Origin of the sequence: Formosa sp. A9, from assembly GCF_051200825.1 — a bacterium.
Lineage (GTDB): Bacteria > Bacteroidota > Bacteroidia > Flavobacteriales > Flavobacteriaceae > Formosa.
The window spans coordinates 871,484-886,327 of sequence record NZ_CP195158.1; the positions used below are offsets into that span (position 1 = coordinate 871,484).

The following is a 14,844-nucleotide window of genomic DNA, read 5'->3' on the forward strand; positions in this document are numbered from 1 at the left end:
GATTTTTGCGTTGTAAATGTATCATTTTATAATAACTTTTAAAACAGACATGTCTTGCTTTTTTTTATAATATTTTTACGGTGTAAGTATTGTTGTATAATTATTATGCCATATTTTCGTTATAAAATAGAGATTAGATTATCTTTGATTTCTTAAAAACTTAAGGTGAATGACTAGAAGGAACCCTGCAATTTATTTGTTGGCACTCTGTTTAAGCAGCCAAATTTTTGCCCAACAATCTGCTATTTACACTAACAGCCAGGTAGATTACCAAAAGGCGCTTGCGTTATTTAATAACAAGCAATTTTTAGCCGCCCAGAATATATTTACAAACATTCAAAAACAAACTTCGGAAGAAGTTATGCAATCGGAATGTGCTTATTATATTGCCAATTGTGCCATTCGGCTAAACCAGTTAAAAGCAGATGATTTGGTGGAGACCTTTGTAGAAGATTATCCAACCAGCCCTAAACGAAATTCGGCTTATATAGATGTTGCCGATTATTATTTTGTTAACGGAAAATACCCACATGCCAAAAAATGGTACGATAGGGTAGACGAGCGATCGTTAACAAGTTTAGAAAAAGATCGCTATAATTTTAATAAAGGTTATACCGCCTTTATTACCAACAATTATAAGGATGCCAAAAAATATTTTGGTAAAATAGAGAATTCGGGTAAATATGGTTCGCAAGCCAAATATTATATTGGCTATATGGCTTACCAAAGCGACGATTACAATCAGGCCAATCAGTATTTCGATCAGGTAGCCGATCAAAAAAAGTATCAAGAACGCATGTCTTACTACAAGGCCGATTTAAACTTTAAATTAGGAAAGTTTGAAGAAGCCATACGCTTATCTGAAGAGCAATTGCCGTATAGTAATAGAGATGAAGAATCGGAGTTAAATAAAATAATAGGGGAGAGTTACTTTAATTTAGGAAAGTACGAAGCGGCCATTCCTTACCTGCAATCGTATAATGGTAAACGTGGAAAATGGAACAATACTGACTACTATCAATTGGGTTACGCGTACTATATGCAAAAAGATTACGAAAGTGCTATTTCGGAATTCAATAAAATCATAAGCGGCAAAAATGGAGTGGCTCAAAATGCGTATTATCATTTAGGTGAAAGCTATATTCAATTGGGCAAAAAAACAGAAGCTTTAAACGCCTTTAGAAATGCCTCGCAAATGGATTTCGAACCTAAAATACAGGAAGATGCATGGTATAATTATGCGAAAATAAGTTACGATATCGGTAACCCTTACGAGCCTGTGCCTAAAGTGTTAAGTGGTTATTTGGCCCAATACCCGGAAACTGCTTACAGATTGGAGATTGAAAGCCTTTTAGTAGACTCTTATATTACCTCTAAAAATTATAAAGAGGCCTTGAATTTATTACAGGGTAAAAAAGATTTCGCTAGTAAGGAAGCCTATCAAAAAGTGGCTTTTTACAGAGGTTTAGAATTGGTTGAAGACCAAAATTACACCGAAGCCAAAACCTATTTTGAATACGCTTTAAAAGAACCGATTAACGACGAATATACTGCGAGAGCTAATTTTTGGAAAGGCGAATGTAATTTTAACTTAAATAATTATGCCGAGGCTATCTTAGATTTTAAAGCTTCAGAGCAATTTGTAGGTGTAGAAACACAAGAGAAAAAAGTATTAGATTATAATTTAGGATACGCCTATTTTAAGCAAAAGGAGTACAGCAAAGCTACCGGGCATTTTAGTGCATTTACCCAAAACTATACCGAAGATCGTATTAAATTAAACGATGCTTACTTGCGTTTGGGAGATGGTTATTTTGTGTCGAGTAATTACGATAAAGCTATAACAGCATATAATGAAGCCATAAAACTTAATCAATTCGAGACCGATTATGCTGCTTTTCAAAAAGCCATTAGTTACGGATATATTGGTAACGAAAGTAAAAAAGTATCGGAATTAGAGCAATTTGTTTCGGCTTACCCAAAATCAAAATTACGAGACGATGCCTTATACGAATTGGGTAATGCCTATACAAAATCTAATCAAAACGATCGGGCTGTTGCTATGTACAGTCAGTTAAGTTCAGAATACAGAATGAGTTCCTTAACGCCTAAGGCTATGCTGCGAGAAGGATTAATTTATTATAATGGTAATCAAAACCAAAAAGCCTTAACGCAATTTAAAACTGTCGCCACAAATTATCCAGGTACACCAGAAGCCGTGCAAGCGGTGTCTACAGCACGTTTAATATATGTCGATTTAGGCCAGGTAGACGATTATGCGCAATGGGTGAGTACTTTAGATTACGTGTCGGTTTCAGATTCCGATTTAGATAATACGACTTACGAAGCTGCCGAGAAAAAGTATTTGGACAATAATACAGACGAAGCCATTAAACAATTTAACGGTTATTTAAATCAGTTTGAAAACGGACTTCATGCAACGCAGGCTCATTTCTATTTGGCACAATTATATTATCAAAAAGGATTGAAAGTAAATGCGGCTCCGCATTACAAAGCTGTAGTAGATGCACCAAGAAGCGAATTTACAGAAGAAGCCTTAATGCATTTATCGCAAAGTTACTTAGACGGGAAAAATTGGTTAGATGCCATTCCTGTACTAGAGCGTTTAGAAAACGAGGCCACATTCCCTCAAAACGTTGTTTTTGCGCAGTCTAATTTAATGAAAGCCAATTATCAGCTTAGCAAATACAAAAGTGCTGTAGCTTATGCTGAAAAAGTGCTCGACAATCAAAGTATCGATAAAAAAATACAAAGCGATGCGCAACTTATTATAGCAAGATCGGCTTTTAACTCTAACGATATGGAGCGCGCCAAATCGGCCTATGCCGAGGTTAGCAAAATTGCAACAGGCGAAACCGCTGCTGAAGCGTTGTTTTATAACGCTTATTTTAAGCATAAGGATGGCGATTACGAAGGGTCTAATGAAGCCGTGCAACAATTGGCAAAAGACTACTCTGCTTACAAATATTTTAGTGCTAAAGGATTAGTTATTATGGCAATGAACTATAAAGAACTAGGAGATGCCTTTCAAGCAACCTATATATTAGAGAGTGTTATAGAAAATTTTGGAAGCTTTAAAGATGTTACTGCCGAAGCACAAAAGCAGCTTAACGATATAAAAAAGGAACAAGCTAAAACAAATGCTTCAATAGATACCCAAGACTAAATATTACCTAAATTAAACTGAACTTATGCGCAAGCAATTTCAATATATTTTATTTACTGTTATAGCCCTTCTGGGAGTTTCAATAACATTTGCTCAAGAAAAAGATACCATCACAACAGATGTTATTAATGTGGTTAAGCCATACACACCAACAATTTCTGATGCCTTTAAAGTAAAAACAACACCAACGTTAGACGATAATGCGACGACAGAAAAAAAGCCTATAGATTACAATATATTATCGGTGCCAGTAGCTTCAACATTTACGCCAACAAAAGGAAAAGCAGCAACCATAGAGCGCGAAAAAGCGTCGCCTTTATACGATAATTACGCCACCTTAGGTTTTGGTAGTTATAAAACCTTGTTGGGTGAGGTTTATGTTACGAAGGAGTTTAAACGCATCGGATCTTTTGGAGCTTATTTATCGCATTTGCAATCCAGAAATGGTGTAGACGATAAGTATTTAGACGATGGTTATGCAACAACTAAGTTTGATATAGATTATATAAAAAGATATAGAGATTTAACATGGAGCTTAAAGGCAGGAATCAATTATCAGGATTATAATTGGTATGGTGTGCCAGACAATTATAATAATGCGAATATAGCTAGACGAATAGATCCAAATCATGCGTTTTACGATGTGTATTTTGGAGGAGATGTTAGTTTTGATTATACATACATAAAATCGGGAAGCTTAATTTTAAGACGATTTTTAGATGGTATCGATTCTAACGAATATCATTTAAAGTTTACTGGTACTGCCGATTTACCTATAATGGATGAAGAAATTTCTACAGATGTTAGATTAGAATATTTATCGGGTATGGCTAGTCACGCGTATGCTTCGGGATCATCGATTCCAGAATACGGAAATTTGTTATTAGGTGTGTCGCCAACATATCAATTACGTCGCGATAATTTAACATTAAATGTTGGGGTTACTTTGGCCTATATGTTAGGAATGAGAGATACAGCCAGCGATTTTTATATTTTTCCAAATGTAACAGGATCGTACAGAATTGTAGACGATGTCGTTATTGCTTATGGTGGTTTTAAAGGCGATTTAATTCAGAATACATACAGAGATTTTGCAAATGCCAACCCGTATGTGTCGCCAACCTTAACCATAAAGCCAACAGAAAAAGGCTATGATGCTTATTTGGGAGTGTTAGGGAAAGTTACGAATACCATTAGTTATAATGCTAAAGTGAGTTACATGTCTGAGCGCGATAAAGGTTTATTTAAAAACAACGCATCGTATAGTAACCAGAATAATTTAGATGCTTATAAATATGGAAACTCGTTTAGCGTGGTTTACGACGATGTAAAAACATTTAATTTTAAAGGCGAGTTAACCGTTGATGCCAATAGAAACTTAAAAATGGGACTAAGGGCAGAATACTTTGCTTACGATACGAATTTAGAAGAATACGCATGGAATTTACCTAATATTAAAGCTTCGATTTTTGGAGATTACCAAAGCGATGATAAATGGTTTGCTGGTGCAAATTTCTTTTATGTAGGCGAACGTAAAGATTTAGAAACAGTAATAAATACTGGAGCAGATAACACCTCTAACGTAGTAAGTTTAAAAGGATATATCGATTTAAACTTAAATGGCGGATATAATATTAACGAACGTCTTTCGGCATTTATTAAACTGAATAATATTGCCAATCAAGATTACGAGCGTTTTAATCATTACAATGTGCAAGGGTTTCAAGTTTTGGCAGGAGCCACTTATAAATTCGATTTTTAATCTGCCGATTCTCCAGTAAACAAAAAGCCGTCTGTAAAGATGGCTTTTCTGTTTTAATAGGTGTAAGTCAGATAATTAAAATATTGGAGAGGTTAGAGTGAATTCTTTTTTTATTATATTTAAACCCCTCAAAACCTAAATCTAACCGTGCTTTTGCACACAACCTATTTGTAATTATGAGAAAACGTATTTTAATTGTCTTCTTAATGTTTTCCAGTTTATCTGTGTTTTCGCAATCGGAAGCGTACAGTACAGACGTTCAACAATGTTTAAAGAATAACGGAACTTATGCCTATTACGAAACCGTATTTGATGCGTGTTTTAATCAGATTGAAGATCAATACGAAAAGTTGAATATTCCAGAAAAAACCTGGGCAGACTTAAAGGCTATTAAGCCTAAAGCGATGCAAGATGTAAGCGGTAAATTGGTTTTAGCTTATCAAGATTATTTTAGTCACGACGATGTAAAAAATATGAATGCTTTGTTTGCATCAAAAACAGGGCAGACCATGTTGTCTAACCCGAATGCGCTTACCAAAAAAGACAAAAAAACAATAGACGAGTTTTATAAGAGCGATACCGGAAAAAAAATAGCTCAATCTCAGGAAGGCATGCAAGAAAAAATGCAGGTTATTTCAGATTTTTGGTGTGGCGAAATGTATAAAGATGTTAACGAAAAGCTAGAGGCAGAAGGGTATTCTGTGCGTTAAAGACTCAGTTTGGCAAGATAATCAAAATGCGGGCCTTCTTTTATTTTCTCACATTGTAAACCTATGGTTGTGCAGGCTGTTTTTAGCGTTTCAAAATCTAAATATAACCAGGTTATAGGCTGTTCTTTTTCGCCTTTATAACTCAAGTAATAATCCAATTCGCCGTAGTAGGCAGCGTTGGTGTCTATCCATAATCCGCCGTCTTCATCTTCGTACATGTATTGGATGTCCGACGAATCAATTAAAATTTGTCCGTTTGGTTGTAAAAGCGATTTTAAATGCGATAAATATTTGGTGACATAGCTCAATTTTTGAAAAATGCCTGTGCCATTCATAAGTAATAAAATAGTGTCGTAAGTATCGGTTTCCTCTAAAACAGAATGTGCTTCGGCATGTGTTACTCCGCGAAGTTTACAGACTTTAATAGCGCCTTCAGAAATATCTATGGCCTTAACCTGTAAGCCTTTTTGTTGCAAATACAAGCTATGGTTGCCAGCACCACAACCGACATCTAAAACACGACCTTTACAAGTCTTTAAAGCGTATTGTTCTAGTTTGGGCATGTTGTTGAAATCTCTAAAAAGATATGGTAGCGGTAAGTCGTCTTCATCAGAGATGCTGGTAGAGGTAATAATATCTTCGGTGTAATTCCCGTTTTGGTAATCTAAAAGCGCTTTTCCTAGAAGGTCTTTCATTTTATTTAATTTTCGTAATTATAGAAACAAAATTGGCATTAATTAAAACATTATTTTTGCATTATGCAGGACATAATTAAAAATTTGCCGAAACAGGCCAAAGATAAGCATAACGAGAATAGAACTTTTTTTAAAAAGTTAAAAAAGAAGCCACCTAAGCAATTAGATTATATAATGCAGGAATTGCACGACGAGGCTTTTAGTAATATAGATTGTTTAGCCTGTGCCAATTGTTGCAAAACAACAGGGCCTTTGTTTACCGATAAAGATGTAGAGCGTATTGCAAAACATTTTAAAATGAAGCCGCAACAATTTATTGCTGAGTTTTTACGAATAGATGAAGATAACGATTACGTATTGCAAAGTGTACCCTGTACGTTTTTAGGTGCCGATAATTATTGTTCTATTTACGAGGTTAGGCCAAAGGCGTGTCGGGAGTATCCGCATACCGATAGAAAAAAGTTTCAGCAGATAACTAATCTTACATTAAAAAATGTAGCCATTTGCCCTGCGGCATTTCAGGTGGTCGAAGCTATGAAAAAGCGTATCAAATAAATTTATGAAACAGTTATTGTTCATTTTAGTTGTTTTTGCATCGGTCAATTTTGGGTTTTCTCAAAAGTGGATGACTAATTTAGAGGTAGCCGAACGTTTGGCTATAACCCAGAATAAATTATTGGTTGTCGTGTGGGAAAATGCATATTATTCTGGTACTCCTGTTTATGTAAATTATAAAACGGGAAAAGAGTTTTTAGTAGAAAATATGTTTGCAGAACCTGTTTTAGATAGTTTATTGTGGTCTAATTTTGTGCCCGTTGTGTTAAACGAGAGCGTCTATACAGAATGGTATAACACCCTTAAAAACACAAGGTCTACCACTTATCTTGATAAATTTAACGACGACACTTTAAAAGTGATGGATGCCAACGGTAACATCTTAAATATAAAAGCAGATACGTACATAGAAAACATAACCGAATTTGTTGCAAAATATAGTTTAGATACGTCGTTTTTAAGCAACGAATTAGTTAACTATAAGAGAGAACAGAATTTTTATTCGGCGTTTTATTTGGCTTCAAAATATATGGATTTTGCATTCTTTAACAATAGTAATGTTAGAGCAGAACTTGTGAATCTTGCTGCTATTTATTTAGACGAAGCATCTCGTTTTTTAGAACGTGAAACATTAGAGAATAAGGAAACTTTAAGACAGCGGGTATCTTTTTTGGAAATTCAAGAACATCTTCTGCTAGAAAATCCAAAGAAAGTTTTACGTCAATTAAATAGAATAAAAGAAACAGAGGTCGCTAATGCGAATAGTAATTTAAGAGCTTTTTTGTATTTTTCGGCATATAGAATGCTTCAAGACGAACAAAATGCCTCGGTTTGGAGACCAGAAATATCTAATTTCGATACAAAGAAAATAATGAGTTTGATACAAAATACTACAAACTAAGTTTGGAAACTGTTGTTATATATTTCGAAAACATCCCATCGCTTCATCGCAGTTTGATTCTAGTTGGAGGTATTACTTTTTTTTGGGTTTTGGAAGGGGCTGTGCCCTTGTTTCAATTCAATTATAAAAAGTGGAATCATGCCTTACCTAATTTGTTTTTTACGCTAACGACTATAATTGTAAATTTTGCATTGGCTTTTTTATTGCTAAAAACATCCGATTGGGTAACAGCTAATAACTTTGGCATTATAAATTGGTTGCCAGACATGCCGTTGTGGTTGTATGTGGTTTTAGGTATTATGCTACTAGATTTTTTTGGGGCATATTTGGCGCATTATGTAGAGCATAAAGTGAAACCCTTGTGGATGGTACATTTGGTGCATCACACCGACCATAAAGTAGATACAACTACAGGAAACAGGCATCACCCTATAGAAAGCGTAATTCGGTTTGTGTTTACTTTGTTTGGGGTTTTTGTTGTAGGGACTCCCATAGCAATTGTTATGATGTATCAATCACTTTCTGTTGTGTTTACCCAGTTAACCCATGCCAATATTAAAATGCCCAGGCGTTTAGACCGGGTTATTAGTTATGTGTTTGTGTCGCCAGATATGCATAAAGTGCACCATCATAATGTGTTGCCGTATACCGACTCTAATTACGGTAACATATTTTCTATTTGGGACAGGTTGTTCGGGACGTATATGGAGTTAGATCGAGAGCGTTTAATATATGGTGTAGATACTTTTCCAGACGAAGCTACTAATAGCACTATTAAAGATTTATTAAAGCAACCGTTTCATAAATACCGAAAGCCAACCACTTTAGGTGATGTTGATAATACTAAGATTTAGTTGTAAAGCAGATATTTTTTTCTCGTTAATTTAAAGGCATCAAGATCTTTTTGCCATGTTGCTTTTATTGCGTTAGCATCCATTCCCGCTAGTATTTGTTGTTGTAATTGTTCTGTGCCCGCTAATTTTGTGAAAAACGAATTGAAAAATTCTTCTTTTTTCGAGGTGTTTTTATACGCATTGATGAGGTACGATAAATTGATGGCAGATTGTTTTTCTGTCGCACTTAAGTCTTGCCCGTAACACAATTTTCCTTCATATTTTGGGTGTTTAGCCCCAGCATTAGGTTTTGGGGTGTATTCAAAATTCTGATTTTTTAAATACGGAGATCCGTAAATTTGAAACTGTTTATCGGTACCACGGCCAGCATTAACATTTGTGCTTTCAAAAAAGCACAAACTTGGGTACAGGTTTATGGCTTGGTCGTTGGGTAAGTTTGGCGACGGTTTTATAGGAATGTGGTAAAACATATCACGATTATAATTCAGCATTGTTATAAGTTGCACATCGCATCTAACATTATTTTTAAGCCAACCTTGTCCGTTTATCATTTGTGCATATTCGGCGATGGTCATGCCGTGTACTATAGGTACGGGATGCATTCCAACAAAACTTTCATGTGCTTTTTCTAATACAGGGCCGTCGATGTAATGTCCGTTAGGATTTGGACGATCCAAAATGAGTAACGGTATTTGTTGCTCGGCACAAGCTTCCATTACATAATGTAATGTAGAAATATACGTGTAAAAACGAGCGCCTACGTCTTGAATATCGAAAACAACAATATCTAATTCCTTGAGTTGTTCTGGTTTGGGCTTTTTATTGTTTCCGTATAACGAAACAATAGGGATTCCGGTTTTAGAATCTATGCCATCTTTTATGTGTTCGCCAGCATCAGCTTGACCTCTAAACCCGTGTTCGGGTGCGAAAACGGTTTTAATGTTTACAGACAAACTGGCTAGAGAATCTACCAAATGCGTATAGGAATTATCGGTTTTAAAAATCACTGAGGTTTGATTAGCAACTATACCTACTTTTTTAGATTTTAGTAAAGGCAAATAGGTTGTTGTGCGATTGGCGCCAACAATAATTTCGGGATTGCTGGTGTTTGTATCGATAGTGGAATTGTTGTTTTCTGATGATGCATTAGATTTACATGCCGAAGAAATCATGATGAAAACAAATAATAAAACTGTATTTTTGAAGACATTTAAAGTCATATCTATAATTTGAATTTCGAATATTTTTTAGCCAAACGTATTATTGGCAGTAAAGCATATAAAAGTAGTGTTTCGGCACCAATTATAAAAATTGGTATTACAGCTATTGCAATTGGTATAGTAGTTATGATGATTGCCATTGCTACGGGTATTGGTTTACAGCAAAAAATTAGAGATAAAGTAGTGGCGTTTAATGGGCATATAACCATATCTAATTTCGATAACAACAACTCGCAGGAAAGCGTGGTTCCTATTGCTTTAGATCAAGAATTTTATCCGGAATTTACATCGGTTCCAGGCATAAATCACATGCAGGGCGTTGCTACAAAATTTGGAGTTATTAGAACGGCCACAGATTTTGAAGGTATCGTGTTAAAAGGTGTTGGTAAAGATTATAATTGGCAATATTTTACAGAGTTTTTAGTAGATGGCAGGCTGCCAGATTATACCAAAACCAGAAATGAAGACGTTTTAATGTCCGAAGTATTGGCCAGTAAACTAGGCTTTAAAGTAGGCGATAAATTGAATACCTATTTTATTAAAGACGACACCAATAAGCGGCCTAATGTTATTACATATACTGTAGTTGGTATATATAATTCTGGTTTTCAGCAGTTTGATGCGACTTATGTTATTGGGGATATTAGACATATTCAACGTTTAAATAAATGGGATGATAACCAAATAGGAAATTTCGAATTGTTTGTAGACGATTTCGATCAAGTTGGTGCAATTGGTATGGAGGTTTATAAAAACACGCCGCCCACTTTAAACACGCAAACCATAATCGATAAGTTTTATTCGATTTTTGAATGGATTAAAATTTTTGACAATAATATTTATGCCATTATTGGAGTTATGATTTTGGTTGCAGGTATAAACATGATTACGGCATTGTTGGTTTTAATTTTAGAGCGCACCCAAATGATTGGAATATTAAAAGCCTTAGGAAGTAACAATTGGAGCATCCGAAAGGTGTTCTTATTTAATGCGTCGTATTTAATTGCCGTAGGATTGTTTTGGGGCAACCTAATAGGTTTGGGGTTATTGTTTGCTCAAAAATATTATAAATTATTCCCTTTAGACCCGAGTGTGTATTATGTAAATGAAGCGCCCGTATACATTAACCTCAATTATATTCTTGCGCTTAATATTGGAACTTTTGTGTTGTGTATGGTCATGTTGCTGGTGCCTTCGGTTATTATAACAAAAATATCGCCCGTAAAAGCTATTCGATTCGAGTAAATAATATATAAATGTAAAAAGCCTAAGATAACTCTTAGGCTTCATACTTAAAATATTGAAATGTTTATGGATTAACCTTGTGGTTGTTCCTCTCCACCATTATCGCCACAAGATCCAAACGTATCGTTAGGATGTTGTAAAAAATGAGCAATTGCGGCAGGGGCTGCAACTGTAATGGTATGCGGATTTACGCCGTACACCGAGTGACAAATGGTTACTTTGGTTTGTCCGGCTATTGCTAAAGCGCCTAAAGCTAGACTAATGCCAATAATTTTTGTTTTCATAATTTAAGATTTTGGGGTTAATAAAGTATAATAATACAATCTCTTTCTTTAAATAGTAAATTATTGTAAGAATTTTCGATGAAACGCACCTGTTATTATCTTGAGATTGATTTTAAGTTGTTGATTTTGAATTTTTTAATTTTATTTTGTTATCTTCTTTTTTTAACTTTAAACCATGCAAGAAGATTTTTTACACTACTTATGGAAGTTTAAAAAAATAGATATTCGAAACTTACAGACTGTCGATGGTCTCCCTCTTGAACTCATTCAGGTAGGACAGCATAATCTAAATTCAGGACCAGATTTTTTTAATGCTCAGCTTATAATAGATGGTCAGCATTGGGCCGGAAATGTAGAACTTCATGTTAAAGCTTCAGATTGGTATGTTCACCATCACGAAACCGATACGGCATACGATAATGTAATCTTGCATGTGGTTTGGGAAAACGATGTTGAAGTGTTTAGAAAGAATAACACGCCAATTCCAACCTTAAAATTAAAACCCTTGTTGCCTAAATCAACATTACATAATTACTTTAAACTGTTTACCGAAGAGAAACGCTGGATTAACTGCGAACAAAGTTATCATCTAGTCGATGATTTTGTATTTCAAAACTGGTTGGAACGTTTGTTTTTTGAGCGGTTAGAGCAAAAGTCGCAGGTTATACAGGGCTTGTTACAAACCTCTCAATCCGATTGGGAAGCTGTATTGTTTAAAATGTTAGCTAAAAACTTCGGGTTAAAAGTTAATGCTGAGGCGTTTTTAAGCATGGCTTCGTCTTTCGATTTTTCTGTTTTGCGGAAAATTCAAAATCAGGCACAGTTAGTAGAGGCCTTGTTTTATGGGCAAAGCCGTATGTTAAGCAATCTAGAAGCAACCGACGCTTATACAAAGCAATTAATTGACGATTATGCTTTCTTGAAGCAAAAGTTTCAGTTAGACCATAATCATGTAGTTGCTGTACAATTTTTTAGATTGCGTCCACCTAATTTTCCAACAATTCGTTTATCACAATTAGCGCAACTTTATGCGTGCCATAAAAATTTATTTTCTGTAGTTGTGAACACACAAAGCGTAGCAGATTATTATAACTTGTTTGCTGTTGAAACTACAGCGTATTGGAATACGCATTACAATTTTCAAAAAACATCTAAAGCCGTATCTAAAAAAGTGTCTCGGTCTTTTATAGATTTAGTACTCATAAATACCATTTTGCCTATTCGGTTTAGTTATGCAAAAGCTATGGGTAAGGATAATACCGAAGAATTATTGCATTTGGCTAAGGCTTTAAAACCAGAAAGCAATAGTATAATAACTAATTTTGAAGCTTTAAAGCCAGTTGCCGTTTCGGCATTAGAAACGCAAGGACTTTTGCAAATGAAAGATGCGTATTGTAATGCAAAAAAATGTTTGCAATGTGCTGTAGGAAATTCTATTTTAAGTCGAATTTAATTAAATTGCGGCATGAATATTTTCTATAATTCGTTATTGTATTTTCAAAAGCATGGTTTTTATGTTTGCCAGCGTATTGCAGATCGTTTAGGCATGCGTGCCAAAGTGGTGCGAACGTCGTTTATTTATTTAACGTTTGTAACTGTAGGTTTTGGCTTTGCACTCTATTTGTTTATTGCGTTTTGGATGCGAATTAAAGATATGTTATACACAAAAAGATCGTCTGTTTTTGATTTGTAACGCTGTTTTTTTTCATTTTAACAGCTTATGTTTTCAAAAACGGATTATTTTTAGCAACTTGGGGCGCTTTAAAAGGGCTCCCAACCCTAATTATTAACTAATACTTAAAAAATTATGAGGAAATATTTCCTGTTTGTACTTACTTTAATCACTCCCATTTTAACATTCGCCCAACAAACAACATCAGAAAAAATTGATGCCACGTTTAAAAATTATACGAGTTGGTTTGTTGATGGGATTTTTTATGAAATACCATTTTCAGAAACTTTTCAAATTCCGTGGGTACTCATAGTTTTAGTTGGAGGAGCTATTTATTTTACTATCTATTTTAAGTTTATAAACTTTACTGGTTTTAAAACTGCCATTAAAGTAGTTCAAGGGCAGTATGAAGACATCGAAAAGCATGGAGCCGATACCTTGTATGGCGATTCTACGCCTAATGAAGATGAAAATATTATTGAAACGTTAAGAGATGATAGCGCCGACGGCGAGGTGTCTCACTTTCAGGCGTTAACAGCGGCATTGTCTGCTACGGTTGGTTTAGGAAACATTGCAGGTGTAGCCGTGGCTTTATCGATTGGTGGTCCAGGGGCTACGTTTTGGATGATTGTTGCCGGATTTTTAGGAATGGCTTCTAAATTTGCAGAATGTACACTTGGTGTAAAATACAGAGATGTTGGTAGCGATGGTACTGTTTATGGTGGGCCAATGTATTATCTTAAAAAAGGATTAGGCGAAAAAGGTTTTAGTGGTTTAGGAAAAGTGCTAGCCGTTGTATTTGCCATTTTTGTAATTGGTGGTTCGTTTGGTGGTGGAAACATGTTCCAGGCCAATCAAGCAGCAGCACAGTTCGTAAAGTTATTCGATATTCAAAATCCTAACGGAGGGCTTTATTTTGGTCTGGTTATGGCTGTTTTGGTAGCTGTTGTAATTATTGGCGGTATTAAGCGAATTGCATCGGTAACAGAAAAAATCGTTCCGTTTATGGCTGGTATATATGTGTTGGCCGCTTTAATTATTTTAGGCGTAAACTATAAACATATTGGCGATGCTTTTGGATTAATTTTTGAAGGCGCTTTCTCTGGGCTTGGTATTGCTGGAGGTTTAGTTGGAGTAATGATTCAAGGGGTACGTAGAGGGGCATTCTCTAACGAGGCCGGTGTAGGATCTGCTGCGATTGCTCACTCAGCCGTACGTACAAAATATCCTGCTAGTGAAGGTATTGTTGCCTTATTAGAACCTTTTGTAGATACAGTTGTAATTTGTACTATGACAGCTTTGGTAATTATAATTACAAATTACGACGGACAATTTATGGAGTACGGTGTGCCAATTAAAGAAGGTGTAGAGTTAACCGCTACAGCTTTCGATACTGTAATTCCGCATTTCTCTATCTTATTAACCGTAGCCGTTATATTATTTGCGTTTTCAACCATGATATCTTGGTCTTATTACGGTATGCAAGGTTGGGTATATTTATTTGGAAAAGGAAAAGTATCTGATTTACTATATAAATTCTTATTTTTATTATTTGTAGTAGTAGGGGCTTCAATTAGTTTAGGGGCTGTTATAGACTTTTCGGATGCCATGATTTTTGCTATGGTGGTACCAAATATTATAGGTGTTGTAATGTTAACTCCTATTATCCGAAGAGAGTTAAATAAATATATGAATGCGATAAATAAAAAGGAAGATGCGCTAGAAGAAGGTGCAACCGATTTTACAGAGCATATGTAAT

Annotated in this window: 13 protein-coding genes; 10 read left to right on the forward strand and 3 right to left on the reverse strand. The window is 35.2% G+C overall.

Annotation, left to right across the window (positions count from 1 at the left end; genetic code table 11):
* The first annotated feature begins 169 nt into the window (after nt 1-169).
* The 3 genes from ACR9EA_RS03810 (at nt 170) to ACR9EA_RS03820 (ending at nt 5,659) form a co-directional block, all read left to right on the forward strand.
* The gene (locus tag ACR9EA_RS03810; protein WP_435137762.1) at nt 170-3,187 is read left to right on the forward strand and encodes a tetratricopeptide repeat protein; all 3,018 of its coding nucleotides are present in this window, start codon (nt 170-172) and stop codon (nt 3,185-3,187) included.
* Between the two features lie 25 nt (nt 3,188-3,212).
* Nucleotides 3,213-4,949, forward strand: a complete 1,737-nt coding sequence (locus ACR9EA_RS03815; RefSeq protein ID WP_435137765.1) for a TonB-dependent receptor — start codon at nt 3,213-3,215, stop codon at nt 4,947-4,949.
* Nucleotides 4,950-5,125: 176 nt separating this feature from the next.
* On the forward strand, nt 5,126-5,659 hold the full coding sequence (locus ACR9EA_RS03820) for a DUF2059 domain-containing protein (protein WP_435137768.1): 534 nt from the start codon (nt 5,126-5,128) through the stop codon (nt 5,657-5,659).
* Here ACR9EA_RS03820 and ACR9EA_RS03825 read toward each other — a convergent pair.
* Nucleotides 5,656-6,354, reverse strand: a complete 699-nt coding sequence (locus ACR9EA_RS03825) for a class I SAM-dependent methyltransferase (RefSeq protein ID WP_435137771.1) — start codon at nt 6,352-6,354, stop codon at nt 5,656-5,658. The two genes, ACR9EA_RS03820 and ACR9EA_RS03825, sit on opposite strands and share 4 nt — an antisense overlap.
* A 63-nt stretch (nt 6,355-6,417) precedes the next feature.
* Here ACR9EA_RS03825 and ACR9EA_RS03830 point away from each other — a divergent pair, with 63 nt between their 5' ends.
* Genes ACR9EA_RS03830 through ACR9EA_RS03840 form a run of 3 tightly spaced genes read left to right on the forward strand, consistent with a single transcriptional unit; the run spans nt 6,418 to nt 8,664 of the window.
* On the forward strand, nt 6,418-6,909 hold the full coding sequence (locus tag ACR9EA_RS03830) for a YkgJ family cysteine cluster protein (RefSeq protein WP_435137774.1): 492 nt from the start codon (nt 6,418-6,420) through the stop codon (nt 6,907-6,909).
* Between the two features lie 4 nt (nt 6,910-6,913).
* Nucleotides 6,914-7,810: a hypothetical protein gene (locus ACR9EA_RS03835; RefSeq protein WP_435137777.1), complete on the forward strand. Its 897-nt coding sequence runs from the start codon at nt 6,914-6,916 to the stop codon at nt 7,808-7,810.
* 2 nt (nt 7,811-7,812) lie between these two features.
* On the forward strand, nt 7,813-8,664 hold the full coding sequence (locus ACR9EA_RS03840; RefSeq protein WP_435137780.1) for a sterol desaturase family protein: 852 nt from the start codon (nt 7,813-7,815) through the stop codon (nt 8,662-8,664).
* Here the strand turns inward: ACR9EA_RS03840 and ACR9EA_RS03845 are convergent.
* Complete coding sequence (locus ACR9EA_RS03845; RefSeq protein ID WP_435137783.1) at nt 8,661-9,884, reverse strand: exo-beta-N-acetylmuramidase NamZ family protein; 1,224 nt, start codon at nt 9,882-9,884, stop codon at nt 8,661-8,663. The two genes, ACR9EA_RS03840 and ACR9EA_RS03845, sit on opposite strands and share 4 nt — an antisense overlap.
* A gap of 9 nt (nt 9,885-9,893) precedes the next feature.
* Here ACR9EA_RS03845 and ACR9EA_RS03850 point away from each other — a divergent pair, with 9 nt between their 5' ends.
* Nucleotides 9,894-11,129 carry an ABC transporter permease gene (locus tag ACR9EA_RS03850; RefSeq protein ID WP_435137786.1) on the forward strand — a complete coding sequence of 412 codons (1,236 nt, stop codon included), beginning with the start codon at nt 9,894-9,896 and terminating at the stop codon, nt 11,127-11,129.
* Between the two features lie 71 nt (nt 11,130-11,200).
* Here ACR9EA_RS03850 and ACR9EA_RS03855 read toward each other — a convergent pair whose 3' ends face one another.
* Nucleotides 11,201-11,413: a hypothetical protein gene (locus ACR9EA_RS03855; protein WP_435137789.1), complete on the reverse strand. Its 213-nt coding sequence runs from the start codon at nt 11,411-11,413 to the stop codon at nt 11,201-11,203.
* Nucleotides 11,414-11,588: 175 nt separating this feature from the next.
* On the opposite strand from ACR9EA_RS03855, the gene ACR9EA_RS03860 reads away from it, so the two are divergent.
* From ACR9EA_RS03860 to ACR9EA_RS03870, 3 genes are all read left to right on the forward strand, one after another.
* Nucleotides 11,589-12,866, forward strand: a complete 1,278-nt coding sequence (locus ACR9EA_RS03860) for a DUF2851 family protein (protein WP_435137792.1) — start codon at nt 11,589-11,591, stop codon at nt 12,864-12,866.
* A 12-nt stretch (nt 12,867-12,878) separates the two neighbouring features.
* A complete protein-coding gene (locus ACR9EA_RS03865) occupies nt 12,879-13,106 on the forward strand; it encodes a PspC domain-containing protein (RefSeq protein WP_435137795.1) in 228 nt (75 codons plus the stop codon).
* 114 nt (nt 13,107-13,220) lie between these two features.
* Nucleotides 13,221-14,843, forward strand: coding sequence for an alanine/glycine:cation symporter family protein (locus ACR9EA_RS03870; protein ID WP_435137798.1), 1,623 nt, complete (start codon nt 13,221-13,223; stop codon nt 14,841-14,843).
* The last annotated feature ends 1 nt before the right edge of the window (nt 14,844 follow it).

Bases quoted from the DNA above. Each gene is read 5' to 3' on its own strand.
- ACR9EA_RS03855 (WP_435137789.1), bottom strand. From the start codon at position 11,413: ATGAAAACAAAAATTATTGGCATTAGTCTAGCTTTAGGCGCTTTAGCA.
- ACR9EA_RS03845 (WP_435137783.1), bottom strand. From the start codon at position 9,884: ATGACTTTAAATGTCTTCAAAAATACAGTTTTATTATTTGTTTTCATC.
- ACR9EA_RS03815 (WP_435137765.1), top strand. From the start codon at position 3,213: ATGCGCAAGCAATTTCAATATATTTTATTTACTGTTATAGCCCTTCTG.
- ACR9EA_RS03835 (WP_435137777.1), top strand. From the start codon at position 6,914: ATGAAACAGTTATTGTTCATTTTAGTTGTTTTTGCATCGGTCAATTTT.
- ACR9EA_RS03810 (WP_435137762.1), top strand. From the start codon at position 170: ATGACTAGAAGGAACCCTGCAATTTATTTGTTGGCACTCTGTTTAAGC.
- ACR9EA_RS03820 (WP_435137768.1), top strand. From the start codon at position 5,126: ATGAGAAAACGTATTTTAATTGTCTTCTTAATGTTTTCCAGTTTATCT.
- ACR9EA_RS03830 (WP_435137774.1), top strand. From the start codon at position 6,418: ATGCAGGACATAATTAAAAATTTGCCGAAACAGGCCAAAGATAAGCAT.
- ACR9EA_RS03860 (WP_435137792.1), top strand. From the start codon at position 11,589: ATGCAAGAAGATTTTTTACACTACTTATGGAAGTTTAAAAAAATAGAT.
- ACR9EA_RS03870 (WP_435137798.1), top strand. From the start codon at position 13,221: ATGAGGAAATATTTCCTGTTTGTACTTACTTTAATCACTCCCATTTTA.
- ACR9EA_RS03865 (WP_435137795.1), top strand. From the start codon at position 12,879: ATGAATATTTTCTATAATTCGTTATTGTATTTTCAAAAGCATGGTTTT.
- ACR9EA_RS03825 (WP_435137771.1), bottom strand. From the start codon at position 6,354: ATGAAAGACCTTCTAGGAAAAGCGCTTTTAGATTACCAAAACGGGAAT.